This window comes from Paenibacillus sp. FSL H7-0350, from assembly GCF_038593195.1.
Classification (GTDB): Bacteria; Bacillota; Bacilli; order Paenibacillales; family Paenibacillaceae; genus Paenibacillus_AQ.
Window position 1 is genome coordinate 5,286,035 of sequence record NZ_CP151972.1, and the last position, 17,236, is coordinate 5,303,270.

The window sequence follows — 17,236 nt, forward strand, 5'->3', positions numbered from 1 at the left end:
CCTTCACTTATTCACTAGCAGGTTCCTTGTCTGTATCTGTTCCTGCAAACCTGACAAATAGGAATACTCCAATCAGAATCACGACTATCCCCGACCAGAAGAACCAGAACGGAACGCCGAACCGGTCAGCCACAGGTCCCGCCAGCGCAAGCCCGAGCGGAGACGACAAGAGTCCGATACTCGTCACGAAGGAGAGGACACGTCCCAGAAGCTCAGGCTCGTAAGACTTCTGGATCATCGCCATGTACGGGCCGTTGAACAAGGGGGCTGCGGCACCCATCAGGAACGAGAGGACGGTAAAAGCAAGGAAGGCCTCGCGCCCGGTCACCCCGCTCAGGACACAGGTGAGCCCGATCACAACCAGACTCAGACTCATGTAGGTGGTGTCCTTCCATCTGGAAGCAAGCACGGACAGCAGGGCACCGCCAAGGATCATCCCAATTCCGAATACGGCCTCAATCAGGCTGGCGCTGTAGCCGCCGCGTCCGAAATGCGACAGCGTCATCAAGGGGAACAGCATCGCCAGCGGCATGAATACAACGCTGAAGACCGCCATGGCAACCGTTACTGTGACAATGGACTTTTGCGACAGAAAGGCCCGCCAGCCGAGCATAAACTCCCTACGGAACGAGGGGGTCTCTACGATTTCCGGCTTCGGTTGACGAATCTGGACGAACAAAAGCATAAGATTAGCGATTTTAGCGCCAGCCACATCTAAGAGCAATACGGTTCCTAGTGAAGTAGCCGAGTATACCGCAATTCCAAGCGCCGGTCCAAGTACGCTGGAAGCAGAGAAGATGAGCTGGTTCCAGCCTGCCACCCGGGTGAGCTGGTCTTCCGGTGCTATCAGCGGAATCGCAGCCTGAAACGATGGTGCATGGAAGGAAGATGCTGCCGAACGAATGAGCAGGATGGCATACACAACCCATAAGCTCGGCTCCCCCCATAGATAATAAGCACCCAGAATCAGACTGGTTAGTGCAATGGCGCTGTCCGCGGCGATCATGGTGAGCTTACGGTTCCACCGGTCGAGCCAGACGCCGATGAACGGACCTAAGACCGCTTGCGGCAGGAACCCGGCCAGACCGGCCAGCATCAGCACGACAGCTGATCCTGTCGTCTCAGTCAGATGCCAGATGATGGAGAACTGAACCATCGCAGAGGTTAATATCGAGAAGATTTGTCCGCTGAAGATGAAGGCGAACGTCTTTTTCCATTGAATATTCATAAGTTTGTACCCTCCCTAAATAAAAGCAGACCCAAGTCCGCATAGGGGCTTGGGTCTGCAACAATTACATAACGGGACAGTGCGAAACCGGGCATAGTGAAATAAGCCATAGCGGATCGCAGCCGATGTCCTTAACGTAAATAGCAGCAGCTCAAAAAAGCCCACACTTGGTGAGAAATCAGCTTTTGTTGGGCGTGCTTACCATATACGTGGAATCATCGGCTGCCATCCTCCTCGAATTTTATAGCTGGAGCTTAACATTGAACTCTTGAAGCTGTCAATAGTATTGAACCCTGCATCAATGTACCCGTCTTCTCGTAAACAGCCACCCGCCAGCCACGAAAACAAGATAAAGCAGCAGGTTGAATCCGGTGCCCAGCAAGAGAGAATCGTTCAGCAGCAGGGTACGGAAGAAGGAGGCCACGTGAACCCTGAGCTCCGGGATGGCTGTTCCGACCGGAATAGCTGCAGCAATCAGCACAGTCAGCAGCCAGCCTGCGGGGGTGAAGAATCCCGAGACCAGCATACTCAGCAAAGCCATAGTCATCAGGTAAAAGGCGGTTTGATACAGAAATGAACCGGCAAAGCCGTAATCATTCCAATGAAAGGCGGCGATCAGATCCGTGGCATTATCATAATTGTGAAAGACATGAACCTGCACGGCGAACCATAGGGAGTTCATTAAGGCAACACCTGCGGCCCAGACGGCAAAAACGGCATGCAGCCCCCTGTAATATTGTATCCGGCTGGCGCCCAAATGAACAATCCGTTGGTAATAGCTCAGCGGCAGCGTGACGGCGAACAATGGCAATAGAAGAATAAGCATGTTGCTCTCGGATAAACGTGAGGCACTCATTGTGTTTGTCAGGAAAGTAATCATAAGCTCTGTCGTCCGGCCAAGCACAATAATCATCGGAACCAGCCAGATATATAATTTAAGCTGTCTGTAGGTTGCTTTTAAATGAACGGTCAACGCACTCAATCTAGAGACCTCCCTCGATCAAATACAGGAATAGCTTTTGCAGACTCAGCGCTTCGACTGATATGTCCCGCTCACGGGCCAACCGTTTGTCCTTGTCACTCAGCTTCTCGTAAAGTGCGGCAAGTGTTCCTCTTCCATAATCCTCGCGGTAGATCACCCGTTTGCCGGATGTATAAGAAGCTACAGCCTCCGAATGTCCCCGGATCAGATAAGCCGACTGGAGGCATTGCTCCATATCCTCCTGCAGCAGAAGGGAGCCTGACTCAAGGATAATGATCCTCTCTGCGACCGGTGCGATCTCATCGATCAAGTGCGTGGACAGCAGAATCGTGCGCGGACAATTGGCGTAATCCTCCATAAGTGACTTGTAGAACCGTTCCCTCATCAACACATCAAGGCTTAGCACAGGCTCATCGTATAAGGTTAACTGCGCCCGGCTGGCGAATCCGATTACATTCTGGAGCAGCGACCGGTTCCCGCTGGAGAGCTGCCTGATCTTCTGGTCCTTATCGATTAGGAAGAGGTCAAGCAGTTCGCGGGCATAAGAACCATCCCACCTGGGATAAAAGGCTGCTGCAGTCTCCAAAGCTTCGATAACTCTTGCTCCCCCGAAATGCTGGTAGTGATCGCGTACATAGCACAAGTCCTTCGGTAATTCTCCCCTGCGCAGCCGCTGTCCGCCAACCTCAATCGTGCCGGAATCTGCCGCAATTCCACCCGCAATCGTGTTCAGTAATGTGGTTTTGCCGGCCCCGTTGCGTCCAAGTAACGCGTAAATGACGCCTTCTTCCAGCTGTAAATCGAGCGCCCGCAGAGCCGGAGCAGAGCCGAAGGATTTGGTCAGACGGCCGCAAGCTAATGCTATACTCACGGATTTCAGTCCTTTCTCAGTTGTGTGATCATGTCAATGATATCGCCGGTGGTCAGCCCAAGCTTGTCGGCTTCGTTCAGCAGCCCGGACAAGAGCTCTTTGGTAAACCGCTCTCTTCGTTTCAAATGAATTTTCTCTTTGGCATCGGCCGCGACAAACATGCCCAGCCCTCTTTTTTTGTACAGAATCTCTTCGTTGACCAATATGCCAATCCCCTTAACCACAGTGGCCGGATTGATCTGAAACAGCTGGGAGAACTGGGCAACCGAAAGAATCTGCTCGTCCACCTGAAACGTGCCGTTCAGAATATCATCCTCAATGATATGGGCGACTTGCTGGAATATCGGTAGATTATCGTCAAAAGTGATGGTCATGGCTTCACCATTCGTCCTCTTAGTATGTTACTCATATAACATACCACCATAAAGGATGGACATCCAATTGTCAATCCACAGAATGATAGCTCCAGATGAACCGGGAAGGCTCATATTGACAGCTTGAACTTTCATGTATTACAGTATGCTACATGAGTAACATACTAACATACTGAAGGCGTAAATAACAGCCCCAGTCATGCGGTTGTAGACCTTTCAGAGAAGCAGAGGGGATGGAAGCAGCAGTGAATAAGCTGATTGAGTTCAAGAATGTAGCCAAGGAGTATCAAGTAGGGGAGGTGAGCATCCGGGCGCTTGACGGCGTAGACTTCTCCATATCAGAAGGGGAGTTCGTGGTTGTACTGGGAGCAAGCGGAGCAGGCAAAAGCACTATTCTTAACATTCTGGGCGGTATGGACACCGCTACATCAGGCCAAGTTCTTGTCGGCAGCCAGGAGATCACGAAGTACAGCGAGAAGAAGTTAACCCGCTACCGTGGTGAGAAGGTGGGCTTTGTGTTTCAGTTCTACAACCTCATTCCCAACTTGAATGCACTGGAGAATGTCGAATTTGCTGCTGAGGTATGCAAGGATCATTTAGATGCAAGGGAGGTACTGCACAAGGTGGGGCTAAGCAGCCGGAACCGCAACTTCCCGTCCCAGCTATCTGGGGGCGAGCAGCAGCGGGTGGCGATTGCCAGAGCCGTTGCCAAGAATCCGCTGCTTCTGCTCTGTGATGAACCCACTGGGGCACTCGATTATGTGACGGGCAAGGCGGTATTGAAGCTTCTGGAGGACTTGAACAGGAGGACTCACAAATGCGTTGTGCTGGTCACGCATAATTCGGCGATTGCCCAGATGGCGGACAAGGTCATTAAGGTCAAAAGCGGCAGAATTGAAAGTATAACGATGAATGAAAACAGACAAAGTGCTGAAGGGATTGAGTGGTGAGATGAAGCTTCTGTTCAAGCTGTTGCGGGATATCAGACAGTCGCCCGGGCAGTTTTTCTCCTTTGTGCTGATTGTCGCAGTAGGTGCTTTTTTCTATACAGGGCTGGCGTCCTTAAGCAATCATTTGAATGATTATACGAAGGCTTATTTTGCAGAACACACTTTAAGCGATTTGAATCTCTATTACACCAAGCTCCCACCTGAGAGGATCGCGCCGCTCAGCCAAGTGGAGGGCATCCATAAGCTGGAGGGGCGGTATACCTTCAATGCCACAGAGACATTTGACGGTTACCGTTCGACACTTCGAATTCACTCCATCCCGGAGAGTAATGAAATTAACACGCTGGAGATGCTGGAGGGGGGACCTCCATCGGGGGCAAACGAGATTGTGCTGGATTCCCGTTATGCCGCAGAGCATGGCTACGGAGTTGGAGATCAAGTGACGATCCGCGTTCAAGACCAAGAGCTGACCTTCAGGATCAGCGGCTTAGGGGAGAATGTGGAGCACGCCAAAAAGAATGAGACACAGGATCATAAGCATGACGGCGTTGCTTACGTCAGCGAGGCGGCTATCCCTGAGGTCGCAGGCGCCTTCTTCTATAATGAACTGCTGGTGGATGCCAAGGAAGGCTACGATGTGGATCAAATCGGCAAGTCCATAGAGGAGAAATCCAAAGGGCTGCAGTATCTGGGCCAAGAGAGCAAGGAACGTTCGTTCAGCTACTCGCGCCTGAAGGCTACGCTCCATAATAACGGGTTAATGAGCAAGGTCATTCCTCTGGTGCTCTTCCTGATCGAAGCGATTATCCTATTCCTGGCCATGTCCAGAATAATTGATTCTCAGCGGAATCAGGTCGGCATCATGAAGGCACTCGGTGTGAGCCGAAGCAGCATCATGCTTCATTATATGGGCTATCCCGTGCTGGTTGGAGTAGCTGGTTCGATTCTGGGATATATCCTGTCTGCGGCTGTATTTGTGCCCCTTATCGCGGTATCGAATGCCAGGTCCTTCACACTGCCGGGTATTCAATTTGACCTGTCGGTTGGATTGATCTTTCCGCCCATGCTCGTCTCCAGCCTGTTCGGCATGTTCGCTTGTTATTTCAGCGGAAGAAGCCTGTTGAAGGAAAGTGCGTCACGGGCCATGCGCCCCAAGCCGCCCAGATCCATACAACCTATACTCATCGAGAGAATTCCGGGGCTCTGGGGATGGTTGCCGTACAGGTACAAGCTGATTTTGCGGAATATTTTTCTTAACAAGGTTAAGGTTCTGGTAAGCTCGGTCGGGGTGATGGTCAGTACAGTGCTGTTAATAACGGCCTTTGGCACCCAAGCTTCCCTGCAAAAGGTAGCCGGCCAGTTCAGGCAAGTGTACAGCTATGACCTTCGTGTCGATTATAAAGCGGGGGAGGCCATGGCGGGACAGTCTCTTCCTTCAGGCATCAAAAGCCATTATGCGTTGTCCGCCTTCCCCATTGAGCTGAACAAGAACCAGCAGTCCGAAAAAGCGGAGCTGAGGGTCACGGAACCGGATAACAGACTCATTCATTTCTATGATGACAAAGACCATCGCCTGCAACTGGAGGACCACGGTGTACTGGTGCCCCAATCGTATGCTGACCATTATAGTATTGCGAAAGGGGATACCATAAATATTGCATTTACTGCGCCTGAGCTGGATAACAAGACGGTAGAGATGAAGGTGCTCGGTATTTCTACACAATACTCAAGCCCGGCCTTTTATATCACGCCAGACTATTTGGCAAGCTTCGGGATCGTGTACAAACCGTCCGCCCTGCTGGTGGAAGCGGATTCTCCGGGAGCTCTAACCGGTATTCGGAGCGAGTTCGGGAAAGATCCCAGGGTGGAAGCAATATCAGGCAAGGATGAGCTGGAGAAGGAAGGCCGTTATATTTTGCAGCAGAACAGCTTTGTCTTTATTATGTTTATTGTTTGCGCGGTGATCCTGTCCTTTGGCGCGATCTACACGATCTCGTCGATCAATATGTATGAGCGGAACCGCGAGCTGGCGACGCTCAAGGTATTAGGCTATTTCAGAAATCAGATCAACCGGCTTATTTTCATGGAAAATATATTCATCACTACGGTGGCAGTCATAGTCGCCCTCTCCATTTCCGGTTATGTGTATGAACTGGTCGTAAAAGCGTTATCCAGCACTCACCAGCAAATCCCGGATCAATTAGGCCTTGCCAGTCTCTTGATGTCGGTGGTGGTTGCGTTCGCGCTTACCCTTATGGCTAATCTGCTGCTTAGACGTAAGGTGACCCGGATCAATATGATCGAATCGCTGAAGGGCCTGGAATAGCGGAGTTCCGAACCCCAAACCGGATATGCTATAGTGAGGATAATGAAGCGGATACAGGGGGCTGGAGGATGTTCTTTTTCATTGTAATGCTTGTAGGTTTCGGTGTGTTCACAGCGCTTGCCTATATATTCAACGCGAAGCATAAGATCATAATGCCGCTTGTCAGCGCGTTGGCGGTCAGTATGCTGGTGCAGGTGCTGGAGCAATTCTACATGAGCAGCATTATTATTGTGGCGTTCATTCTGTATTTCATCATAAGCAGCATCAGGACCTTCAAGCATGAACAGTTCCAGTTAATGGTGGCGATTCTTTTCAGCACATCCGTCGTCACTCTCATCATAACCTCAACCTACTTCAAGCAGCCTGTGGCTCCCTCCGAAGAGGAGATGGTCAGGGTGATGTTCATCTATTACCCGCTGCTGATTCTATTTATCTCCTGCTATGTCTACATGCTGCTTAGCGTGTTCAATTTCAAGCTACTGCAGTCCGGGAACCCGCTCGGGTATATGATGGGCAAGGTGCGCGGCTTCAGGCGTATGGTCCGTCTGCTGTGGATCGCTTCTCGCAAAGGGCTGAACCATCTGCTCCAGCAGGATCATGCAAAGCTGCCGCAGGTGATTGCTGCCGTTCTGGATAACATGGGCGGGGTCTTCGTGAAGTTCGGACAAGTCTTATCGACCAAAAAGGACATGCTCCCGGCACAATACATCGAGGCGTTCTCCAGCCTGCATGACCAGGTTAAGCCACTCAGCCGGAAGGAGCTGAAGGAGATCATCGACAGCAGAATCGGCGATCTGGAGGAGACGTATGAAGACTTCGGGATGGAACCCATTGCTGCGGCTTCGATCGGTCAGGTGCATCTGGCGCGGCTGAAGTCCACAGGCGAGAAGGTGGTTGTCAAAATCCTGCGTCCGGATGTGAAGCAGAAGATGAGCGTAGATCTGGACTTGTTAATCCAATTCGTGACCCGGCTCTCCGAGCGCTCCTCCAAAATTAAAAGATTCGGCTTAATTCAGCTCGCCCAAGGCTTTAAAACGAATCTGATCGAAGAGACAGATTTTGATATTGAAGCGCTGAATACCAACCTGCTGCGCCAAGCGTTCCAGGAACACGATATTCCGATACAAGTGCCGAAGATCTACGCCGAGTACTCGACCAAGCAGATTCTGACCATGGAATATATTGAAGGACAGCGGTTCACCCGGAAGGTGACCAATGATGTATCGGAAATGATCATGCACGCATTCCTGCAGCAGATTCTGATGATCGGCATCTTCCACGCCGACCCGCATCCCGGTAACCTGATGCTGACCCGGGACGGGGAAGTCGCACTGATTGACTTCGGCTCCGTGGGTTATCTGACAGAGGAAGAGCGGGCAGGGATGCTCAACTTCCTGATGGGCTACAGCCGGAAGGAGACGAAGCAGATGGCCCAGGGCCTGGCCGGGGTCTGTGAAGAAGGGGAGCAATTAGATGTGAAAATGATCGAGCGGCGCCTCGGCAGACTTTTATCCGAAGCCTCCTTCTCCCCTGATCCTACCAGTGTCATGATGAGGCGGCTGATGTCGATGATTACCGAGCTGGGCATGTCCTTGAAGCCGACGGTGGCCGGGGCCTTCCGGGCAATTATTACCTTGGACGGAACCTTGTCCTCTGTAGATGAGTCGTACTCTCTATCCGCAGCGAGCCAGTCCTTCGCAGAACAGATGGATACGGGAGAGATCGTCAAGGAACAGTTCAACAAGGTGAAGGGGCGGCTGGAGGACTATATCCCGAAGCTGCTGGAGCTGCCGCTGCTGAAGGAGAACCGGATTACGCTGGCGCGTGAGGACAATCATAGTCTGACGGATTTCGTAGGGACGCTGACGGTAGGGATATTCACGGTGATCTGTATGGTGATTATGCTGGCAAGCTTCTGGGTGCAGGGGGAGATCATGCGGTTTGTGCTGGCGCCCCTATCGATGTCAGGCTTCGGCACGGGAATGATTATTCTGATGATGTCCGTGATTAAGCAATTGAAACCTAAGAGTTAACGGAGGACATACAAGATTATGGCGAATCCACTCTCGAACAAGAAGAGAATACGCGGCTGGAAGCGCAGGGTGAAGCAGATTGACCAGTGGAAAAAATGGTGTATGCACCTCGATCTGGAGGAGCTGCAAACCACCCGGCGGGATTATGTGAAGCTATGGATCGACCCCTTCTACCGGTTGAACAGGCGCAATCCGCCGGTGTGGTACTCCCGTCTGCTGCTGGAGGCGATAATCGAGGTGTATCATTCCTGGTCCTGGCAGATGGCAGGTTTCAATGAACCTTTTTATCTGAGAATCTGGTTCTATCATCCGAACTTCATCCAATCCCAGATTGTGGTCGCCTTCCGTGATGCGCTGCATTTCTACGACAATACCTTCGAGGCTAGAGGCGAGCGCCAGGCGTTCCCCTCACATCTGTACGGGACAGTGCCCGGTTTTGAGGACTTCATCTGGGAGCCTGCCGCTGAACCTGAGCCTTACTGTCTGCCCGGACAGCCGAGGTCTCAAGCCGCACAGGTATGGTTAGGCAGGGCCGCTACCATTCCCCCAGAGTTATGATATAATTTAGCTTTATTACGGCCGGATAAGGATGATCCCGGCATGCATAGAGAGGTACTTCATATGATAAATAATTTCTGGCGTGAATTGCCACGCCCTTTCTTTATACTGGCCCCGATGGAGGATGTGACGGATGTGGTGTTTCGTCATGTGGTGAGCGCGGCGGGCCGGCCGGATGTGTTTTTTACGGAGTTCGTGAATACAGAGAGCTATGCTCACCCGGAGGGGAAGCAGGCGGTGCGGGGGCGGTTAACCTTCACGGAGGATGAACAGCCGATGGTCGCCCATATTTGGGGGGACAAGCCGGAGTACTTCCGGAAGATGAGCATTAGTATGGCCGAAGAAGGCTTCAAGGGCATCGATCTGAACATGGGTTGTCCGGTAGCGAATGTAGCCGAGAATGGCAAGGGCAGCGGACTGATCTGCCGCCCGGACACCGCTGCGGAGATCATCCAAGCCGCCAAGGCTGGAGGACTGCCTGTCAGCGTCAAGACCCGGCTCGGGTTCAGCAGCGTGGATGAATGGCGGGGCTGGTTGACTCATATTCTGCAGCAGGACATTGTGAATCTGTCCATCCATCTGCGTACGCGGGAGGAAATGAGCAAGGTGGATGCCCACTGGGAGCTGATTCCTGAGATCAAGAAGCTGCGGGATGAAATCGCGCCGCACACGCTGCTGACGATCAACGGGGATATACCGGACCGGGAGACGGGCCTGAGGCTTGCCGCAGAGTATGGGGTGGACGGGATTATGATCGGGCGCGGGATTTTTCATAATCCGTTTGCGTTCGAGCAGGAACCGAGGGAGCATAGCAGCAAGGAGCTCCTGGATCTGCTACGGCTGCACCTGGATCTCCATGACCACTATTCGGCGCTGGAATCACGTTCCTACAAGCCGCTGCCCCGCTTCTTCAAAATCTACGTCCGCGGCTTCCGCGGCGCCAGTGAACTCAGAAATCATCTAATGAACACCAAGTCCACCCGCGAGGTGCGTGCGCTGCTGGATGAATTCGCCAGCAAAGAGCAGGACGGTGCGGAGGAGCTTGGGAGTTAAGGGAGGGCATATGCGAAACTTTATTATTTTCGGAGCAAGCAAGGGCTTGGGAGAGGCCTTCGTCAAAGCGCTGCCGGAGCCGGGCGATCAGGTCTGGGTGGTCTCAAGAACGTATCCGGACAGCCTGAAGCTGGAGGATGGGGTGCAGCGGACCTGGATGGAGGCTGACTTGGCGAAGCCGGATGCTGCGGGCCGGATTGCAGAATCATTGAACGGCGTTACACTGGACGTATTCATCTATAATGTTGGCGTATGGGAGAGCAAGGGGTTCAGCGATGACTATGATTTTGAGCAGGACGATCCGGCTGAGATTGCCAGCATCATTAACATTAATGTGACTGCGGCGATTACGTGCATTCAGAAGCTTTTGCCGAATCTCAAGCAGTCTGCGCATGCGAACATCTTCTTCATCGGTTCTACGGCAGGCCTCGATCATAATGATTACACCCAGGTCTCCTTCACCGCGTCCAAGTTCGGTCTGCGCGGAATCGCCAATGCGGTCAGGGAGCATGTGAAGCCGTACGGCATCGGTGTGACTGTCATCAATCCTGGCGAGATAGCTACGCAGATTCCATTGGAGGCCGGTGTGGAGCCCGTCTTGTCTGCCTACAACGGCACGCAGATTCCGCTTCAGGATATCGTGTCCCTGGTACAATGCGTCATGAACCTGTCCAAGGCTTCCTGTGTGAAGGAGATCAATATTCCGGCGATGCTGGATTCGAATGCGTAGGGATGAAGCAGTGGAGAATCAGACTTAATAGAATGCCAGTAGCCGCGATCCGTGCGGTCAAGGGGAGAGCGGTTTTAGAGTGGAGCATCTGTCACAGTATACTTATGTTCAATCGATCGCAAAAGATACTATAAGTCAATTACAGGGGATAATTAAAGAAGGTATCACAGAAAAGGAAATCGTCTATAGAGCCGAAGAGATTATGAGAGATAAGGGGATTCATAGTTTTTGGTATCACGGTGTAGGGGCATTTGTTCACGTTGGGAAGAGAACAATTAGGTCCGAATCGGGTAAGGAGTATAAGCCTTCGGATACATTTGTCCGCAGAAATGATATCGTGACCATAGATCTTAGTCCAGAGATTAACGCCTATTGGGGAGACTATGCACGAACACTAATAGTGATTGATGGAAAAGTAATTGCCGAAGACGCACTTGCACATACCAATAATGAATCTGCACTAGAATTTTCACATGGAATTAACGCCGAAAAGGAGCTCCATAACAAATTTATTGATTTTGTAAGACCGGGCATGACTTTTGAAGAAGTCTACTTATATATGAATGAGGTTATCCAACAACTTGGTTACATTAATCTTGATTTTTCCGGAAATTTGGGACATACCATCGAATTCGATAAAGATCACAGAAAATACTTTGAGTCCGGGAATAAGATGAAGCTTAGTGAAGGATCACTATTTACATTTGAGCCGCATATTAAGCACAGAAATGGATTGTACGGTTTTAAACGGGAGAATATTTATTATTTCCGTGATGGAGAATTACTTATCTTATGATTTCTTGTTTAATAGTAGATAGGCCGCTTCCGTTACCGGGGCGGCCTATTTATGTTCTCGAATTCCGGCAACGTATGCTACATTGTTAGATATCCCCAGTTCGTAATACTTCCGCCATGTACTTGGGTGCCCGGATAAGCGAATATAGACACAGAAGCTTAAGAGGGCATGAGGACGCTGCGGCACCATCGCGGTGATCCCGATCATAGGAGGTAGAACGAAATGGCTTATCAGAATATAGACGGAGTGCGGGTGTGGGGGAAGCCGGATGAAGGAGCCCTGGTGCAGGCCCGGATGTGTGCGGAGAACGGGAATGTGGTGCAGACCCTGCTTATGGCAGATCATCATAAAGGCTACAGCCAGCCGATTGGCGGCGTGGTGGTGTACGATGGACAGATCTCTCCGTCTGGCGTGGGTTACGATATCGGGTGCGGGAATAAGGCGGTGCGGACCGGCTTGAAGATAGAGGAGCTGCGGCCGCGACTCTCAGGGATCATGGACGAGATTGCCCGCAGAATCTCCTTCGGCATAGGCCGGGTTAATAACGAGCGGGTGGAACACGAACTGTTCGACGACCCGGATTGGGCGGTGTTCAAGACGTTGGGCAGCGGAGTACATGATAAGCTGAAGGACCTGGCGCAGAATCAGCTCGGTACCGTCGGCAGCGGCAACCACTTCGTAGACGTACTAGAAGAAGACGCAACCGGCCGGGTATGGATTGCCAATCATTTCGGCAGCAGAGGGTTCGGGCATAAGACAGCGAGCGGGTTCCTTAACCTGGCAGCAGGCAGAGACTTCCTGGCGAATGCCCCCGGGGAAAAGATGGATCAGCCGCCCGTACTGCTCGACCTGAACAGTGAGCTGGGCGATATGTATTACAGAGCGATGAAGCTGGCTGGTCGCTATGCTTATGCGGGCAGAGACTATGTCATCCAGCAGGTCTTGGCCATTCTGGGAACAGAAGCGGACATGGTGGTGCATAACCATCATAACTATGCCTGGAAAGAGACGCATGACGGCAAGGAAGTCATCGTTGTCCGCAAAGGGGCCACTCCGTCCGCACCCGGCCAGATAGGCTTCATTGGCGGCAGCATGGGAGACATCTCCGTGATCGTCCGGGGCAAGGACAGCGTGGAGAACCGGGAGGCCTACTACAGCACCGTTCACGGAGCAGGCCGAATCATGAGCCGGACCCAGGCAGCGGGCCGTATGAACTGGAAGACCCGCACCCGCAGTGGAGGTCAAATCACGCCAGGGCAGATGATGGAGGCGGTCCGTGAGTTCGGTGTAGAGCTGCGCGGCGCAGGGACGGACGAGAGTCCTTTTGTGTACCGGAAGCTGCAAGAAGTACTGGAAGCGCACGCCGGGACCATTGAGGTTATGCACGTTCTGAAGCCGGTGGGCGTATGTATGGCTGGCGCGGATGAGTTCGATCCGTATAAGGATTGAGGGGGATATCCATCACGAAGTCTCCACAGGCGGGCAGTAAGGACGCGAAGTATGGTAACATAGAACTTCAAGAAGAGGCCGATAGGCCTTTTCCCATTTTCAATATGGAGGGATTACATGTCCTGGAGCAAACTCAAGCAGCAACTGGAGGGCTTCCTCAGCCCATCCTTAGAGGGACGGGTAGAGTACCGGGCGCCCGCTTACCGCTATTCGCCGGATAAATCAGGCACCTGTTATATTACGGTGGACAAGAAGAACATTCTCAGCATGACCGACAAGTCCAGCTCTATCCGCTGGTACTCATCCGAGCTGGAGGTCAAGAATGACCCGGAGCTGCATATCTCCGTCACCAATGAGGACATTGAAGCAGTCAGACTGACGGCCAAAGGCCCCATCCCTGAGGACCGCCTAATCATAATGGCCCGAAGCCGCTTAACCACCGAACATTCCAAAGCATTAATGTTGGCCCAGGCTGCCCTGACGAAATCGAATTTCATTGTGGTGGCGAATAAGTTCTTGGTTACTCCTATCGAGGAGAGCCTGGAGAGCAGCGATATTATATTGAACATCCTGGCTCTGATGGACCGGAGAGTCGGGCGGAAGCGGATCGAGGGGATGGCCGTGAAGATGCAGCGGAAGCATCCGGCGGTGGAGTATTTCTATGATCTGCGGCGCGGGGCACGATGATTGTTATGGCCGCTGCCGCTGAAACGGTACCGTCCTTTACAAGGTCGGCAAAGCCGTATCCGCCTGTGCTCAGCGTTTCCCGGCAACCAGCATATATCCGGCCCCACGGACGGTAATGATCCGCTCGGGATGGATGGGGTCTTCCTCGATTTTTTTGCGCAGATTACTGATGTGGACCGCCACTGTTCGCGTATCCTCCAGACTCTTCATCCCCCAGATGAGGTGAAACAGTGTATCGGCAGTGACCACTTGATTCACGTTCTGTGCCATGTAGGAGAGCAGGCTGAATTCTTTTTTGGACAGAAAAATCGTTCTGCTGCCCATATGGACAGACTGAGCATAGAAATCCAGCGTTAGTCCCGGCAGCTCCAGCAGCTGTTCCCTTCTGCCCGTGGATACCCTGCGGAGGTGGGCCTTGATCTTGGCCATGAGTACGCCCGGACTGAACGGCTTGGTCACATAATCATCCCCGCCATAGGATAAAGCGCTGATCTTCACCTCATCCTCCTCTTGACTGCTTAGGAACACAATCGGGGCATTCGTGTAATTGCGTGCGTTCTTGCACCAGTCAATGCCGTTCTCATTCGCCAGCAGCACATCCAGCACAATCAGGTCCGGGTTAAAGGACGCAAGCAGCATCATAGCATCGGCCCCGCTGTGGCAAGATGAGGAGTCGAAGCCTTCCCGCTGGCAGTATAGCTCAACAATCTCACAGATATGGGGATCGTCGTCGACGATCATAATTCGGTATGTGTCCATTCTATTGTCACCTTCCTGCTTCTCAGATCAACGGCAATATGACCTGGAAAATCGACCCCTTCTTCCCGTCGCTCTCCGCCCGGACACTCCCGCCATGCGCTTGTACAATTTCCCGGCATATCGCCAGCCCCAGTCCGCTGCCCTCCACGCCCATATCCAGCCCCGGCCGGTCTACCCGGTAATTGCGGTCGAAGATCTGCTCCAGCTGCTCTGGAGGAATACCCATACCGGAGTCTTGCACGCTGATGACCGCACACCGCGTATCGTTCCCTTCGTCCACGGCCAACGTAAGACGCACCAATCCGCCGCCAGGCGTGAACTTCATCGCGTTCGACACCAGATTGAATAACGCCTGCTCTAATCGTTGTGTATCGATCCGGGCAACAGGCTGGACCGCGCTTGAAGCTTCTGTATGCCCGATATCCAGATCGAAATTCAGCCCCGCATCCCGCACCACCAGCTCATATTGTTCATAGAAGCCGCGCAGGAACTGAATCACCTGAACCGGCTCCATCCGGTATTCCACTTGCCCTGTCTCCAGATGGGACAAGAAGCTCAGCTCCCCGATCATGCGGTTGATCCTTATCGTATTATCACGGATATACCTCAGGTACTGTTCATTGCGCTCCGGCTTCACCCTGTCCATCACCGCCTCGACATAACCCAGCATACTGGACAGCGGCATACGCAGATCATGCGTAATATAGGCTAGCAGCTTCTTCCGGCCTTCCTCGGAGTGCAGTAACCGCTCATAAGACAGGCGGAGATCCTCATGGGCGGCGGATAAGGCGTGGGTGCGCTCCAGCACAATCTGCTCCAGATTGGCATTCATCCCGGTCAGCTTGAGGTTGGCCTCCTGCAGCTCCCGCGCGATCCGCTCTTCATTCGTTGCCGCCCGCGTGAATCTGGAAGAGAGCAGCAGCATCTGGGCAACCGTGAAGATGAGCAGCCCGAACGGCGAGCTGTTCCCGATGGGGGACCATTCGTTGTAATACAGGAAATCGTTGATCACTGTAGCCAGAGCAACTACCGACACCAGCAGGAAGATCAGCGCTCCCTCCATCCGCCGCAAGGCTGCATGAGCCAGCCCCACCATCAGATACACCATATGGAGAACCACGACCACACCGATCAGCACCAGCATCCGGGAATAGACGAGAGCAGGGGTCACCACAACTACCAGACAGAGTGCGCCTGTGACGATCCGGGTGCCATAGCGGAACCACCGCGACACGTAATCCGGGAAAATGCATTCAAAATACATCGTGATCATCCATCCGCCGAGGCATAGGATCAGATACTCCAGCTTGAACTGCAATTCCCACGGAAAGTGAGGCAGCCACTGGGTAAGCATAAGCTCGCCGTTCAGCAGGGAACGGATAGAGAACATCACAGTGAACAGGCCAAAGTATAGAGGGGCCCGGTCCTTACGGCGCAGCATGAACAGCAGCAGATGATACACACCGATCACCAGCAGGCTGGCCGTGATGAACATATCCGCAGCAATCTTCAGATGGGTCCGGACCGTCAACACATTACTGCCGCCCAGCTCGATATCCTTGGTGATGCCGCCCCGCTTATGATGGAAGTTCGCGACCTGCATCACCAGCTCCACCGTGTCGCCTTCAGGCTGGAAGAACACTAGCTTCGTCGCCAGATTCGGCGTCATGCCCTCCTTGTCCTGATCCACCACACCGACCTCTGTCAGCAGCTCTCCATTCACCCACAATTTATAGGCATGAAAAATAGTAGGCAGCCGCAGAGCCAGCCGCTCCTTTCGATCCTGCTCACTCAGCCGGATCACCAGCCGGAAGGTGGCATAGCCCTCGCTCTTCAGCGCTTGACCGTCCAGCGGGTAGCCCAGCCAGGAGCTGGGGATGTTGATATACCGGTCCCGCTCAGCCGGTTCCCCGCCTGTCATCCGGCTTCGTATATCCTCGGGCGAGAGCAGCTTATGCCAATAGAAGGCCCATTCTCCCTGTAACTTCAGCGGATTCGTTCGGATAGAGGTATGCGTTAGATCCAGAAGGCCTTCCTTGCTTCGAGGCTTGGGGGCATCCGGCGTTGCAGACAGGAGGGCATAGCTTGCGATCAGCCCGATAACTACGACCACAGCGATATGTAACCAGATATTACGCGAACCGGACCTTAGTACACCCCTCATCATGAAGCCGACCCCAATCTACACAATTCGTCATTTTAAGCTCATTGCCTTAATGATAGCATCATTGCCGAAAATTGTGTGAAATTGCACTATGTAAAGTTTTCTTTTCTTTCATTAATAGGTTAAATTCCTGTGTAGAATGCGAGTTAAGGAGAAGAAAATGTCGAAAATTGTAAGGTTGGTGGGTAAGGGAGGGGCTATCCATCGCACACGGGTGCAAGGGGAGCTTCTCCGTGATGCCCTTCTGATGAATAATTAAATGAAACAAGGGGCTTC

Annotated in this window: 15 protein-coding genes; 9 read left to right on the forward strand and 6 right to left on the reverse strand. The window is 52.6% G+C overall.

Annotation, left to right across the window (positions count from 1 at the left end):
* Nucleotides 1-7: 7 nt before the first annotated feature.
* From NYE24_RS24115 to NYE24_RS24130, 4 genes are all read right to left on the reverse strand, one after another.
* Nucleotides 8-1,228, reverse strand: coding sequence for an MFS transporter (locus NYE24_RS24115; protein WP_342476837.1), 1,221 nt, complete (start codon nt 1,226-1,228; stop codon nt 8-10).
* Between the two features lie 298 nt (nt 1,229-1,526).
* Nucleotides 1,527-2,210 (reverse strand): hypothetical protein, encoded by a 684-nt coding sequence (locus NYE24_RS24120; protein WP_342476838.1) that lies wholly within the window; start codon nt 2,208-2,210, stop codon nt 1,527-1,529.
* A gap of 1 nt (nt 2,211) precedes the next feature.
* A complete protein-coding gene (locus NYE24_RS24125; protein ID WP_342476839.1) occupies nt 2,212-3,081 on the reverse strand; it encodes an ABC transporter ATP-binding protein in 870 nt (289 codons plus the stop codon).
* A gap of 5 nt (nt 3,082-3,086) precedes the next feature.
* Entirely contained in the window at nt 3,087-3,455 is a 369-nt protein-coding gene (locus tag NYE24_RS24130) for a GntR family transcriptional regulator (protein ID WP_342476840.1), read from the reverse strand.
* A gap of 245 nt (nt 3,456-3,700) precedes the next feature.
* Here NYE24_RS24130 and NYE24_RS24135 point away from each other — a divergent pair, with 245 nt between their 5' ends.
* The 9 genes from NYE24_RS24135 (at nt 3,701) to NYE24_RS24175 (ending at nt 14,037) form a co-directional block, all read left to right on the forward strand.
* Nucleotides 3,701-4,405 (forward strand): ABC transporter ATP-binding protein, encoded by a 705-nt coding sequence (locus NYE24_RS24135; RefSeq protein ID WP_342479285.1) that lies wholly within the window; start codon nt 3,701-3,703, stop codon nt 4,403-4,405.
* Between the two features lies 1 nt (nt 4,406).
* Nucleotides 4,407-6,731: an FtsX-like permease family protein gene (locus NYE24_RS24140; protein WP_342479286.1), complete on the forward strand. Its 2,325-nt coding sequence runs from the start codon at nt 4,407-4,409 to the stop codon at nt 6,729-6,731.
* Between the two features lie 68 nt (nt 6,732-6,799).
* Nucleotides 6,800-8,764: an AarF/ABC1/UbiB kinase family protein gene (locus tag NYE24_RS24145; protein ID WP_342476841.1), complete on the forward strand. Its 1,965-nt coding sequence runs from the start codon at nt 6,800-6,802 to the stop codon at nt 8,762-8,764.
* An 18-nt stretch (nt 8,765-8,782) separates the two neighbouring features.
* Nucleotides 8,783-9,322 carry a hypothetical protein gene (locus tag NYE24_RS24150; protein WP_342476842.1) on the forward strand — a complete coding sequence of 180 codons (540 nt, stop codon included), beginning with the start codon at nt 8,783-8,785 and terminating at the stop codon, nt 9,320-9,322.
* A gap of 63 nt (nt 9,323-9,385) precedes the next feature.
* Nucleotides 9,386-10,375: a tRNA-dihydrouridine synthase gene (locus tag NYE24_RS24155; RefSeq protein WP_342476843.1), complete on the forward strand. Its 990-nt coding sequence runs from the start codon at nt 9,386-9,388 to the stop codon at nt 10,373-10,375.
* A gap of 10 nt (nt 10,376-10,385) precedes the next feature.
* On the forward strand, nt 10,386-11,105 hold the full coding sequence (locus NYE24_RS24160) for an SDR family NAD(P)-dependent oxidoreductase (protein ID WP_342476844.1): 720 nt from the start codon (nt 10,386-10,388) through the stop codon (nt 11,103-11,105).
* A gap of 79 nt (nt 11,106-11,184) precedes the next feature.
* The gene (locus tag NYE24_RS24165) at nt 11,185-11,901 is read left to right on the forward strand and encodes a M24 family metallopeptidase (protein WP_342476845.1); all 717 of its coding nucleotides are present in this window, start codon (nt 11,185-11,187) and stop codon (nt 11,899-11,901) included.
* 222 nt (nt 11,902-12,123) lie between these two features.
* Nucleotides 12,124-13,350, forward strand: coding sequence for an RtcB family protein (locus NYE24_RS24170; RefSeq protein ID WP_036693102.1), 1,227 nt, complete (start codon nt 12,124-12,126; stop codon nt 13,348-13,350).
* Nucleotides 13,351-13,467: 117 nt separating this feature from the next.
* Nucleotides 13,468-14,037, forward strand: coding sequence for a hypothetical protein (locus tag NYE24_RS24175; RefSeq protein WP_342476846.1), 570 nt, complete (start codon nt 13,468-13,470; stop codon nt 14,035-14,037).
* A gap of 69 nt (nt 14,038-14,106) precedes the next feature.
* On the opposite strand, the gene NYE24_RS24180 is transcribed toward NYE24_RS24175, so the two are convergent.
* Nucleotides 14,107-14,796, reverse strand: coding sequence for a response regulator transcription factor (locus tag NYE24_RS24180; RefSeq protein ID WP_036693096.1), 690 nt, complete (start codon nt 14,794-14,796; stop codon nt 14,107-14,109).
* A 22-nt stretch (nt 14,797-14,818) separates the two neighbouring features.
* The gene (locus tag NYE24_RS24185; RefSeq protein WP_342476847.1) at nt 14,819-16,963 is read right to left on the reverse strand and encodes an ATP-binding protein; all 2,145 of its coding nucleotides are present in this window, start codon (nt 16,961-16,963) and stop codon (nt 14,819-14,821) included.
* Nucleotides 16,964-17,236: the final 273 nt, after the last annotated feature.

Excerpts from the sequence above, each read along its gene's own strand:
- NYE24_RS24160 (WP_342476844.1), top strand. The coding sequence starts at position 10,386 with ATGCGAAACTTTATTATTTTCGGAGCAAGCAAGGGCTTGGGAGAGGCC.
- NYE24_RS24185 (WP_342476847.1), bottom strand. The coding sequence starts at position 16,963 with ATGATGAGGGGTGTACTAAGGTCCGGTTCGCGTAATATCTGGTTACAT.
- NYE24_RS24180 (WP_036693096.1), bottom strand. The coding sequence starts at position 14,796 with ATGGACACATACCGAATTATGATCGTCGACGACGATCCCCATATCTGT.
- NYE24_RS24150 (WP_342476842.1), top strand. The coding sequence starts at position 8,783 with ATGGCGAATCCACTCTCGAACAAGAAGAGAATACGCGGCTGGAAGCGC.
- NYE24_RS24170 (WP_036693102.1), top strand. The coding sequence starts at position 12,124 with ATGGCTTATCAGAATATAGACGGAGTGCGGGTGTGGGGGAAGCCGGAT.
- NYE24_RS24115 (WP_342476837.1), bottom strand. The coding sequence starts at position 1,228 with ATGAATATTCAATGGAAAAAGACGTTCGCCTTCATCTTCAGCGGACAA.
- NYE24_RS24140 (WP_342479286.1), top strand. The coding sequence starts at position 4,407 with ATGAAGCTTCTGTTCAAGCTGTTGCGGGATATCAGACAGTCGCCCGGG.
- NYE24_RS24130 (WP_342476840.1), bottom strand. The coding sequence starts at position 3,455 with ATGACCATCACTTTTGACGATAATCTACCGATATTCCAGCAAGTCGCC.
- NYE24_RS24175 (WP_342476846.1), top strand. The coding sequence starts at position 13,468 with ATGTCCTGGAGCAAACTCAAGCAGCAACTGGAGGGCTTCCTCAGCCCA.
- NYE24_RS24145 (WP_342476841.1), top strand. The coding sequence starts at position 6,800 with ATGTTCTTTTTCATTGTAATGCTTGTAGGTTTCGGTGTGTTCACAGCG.
- NYE24_RS24155 (WP_342476843.1), top strand. The coding sequence starts at position 9,386 with ATGATAAATAATTTCTGGCGTGAATTGCCACGCCCTTTCTTTATACTG.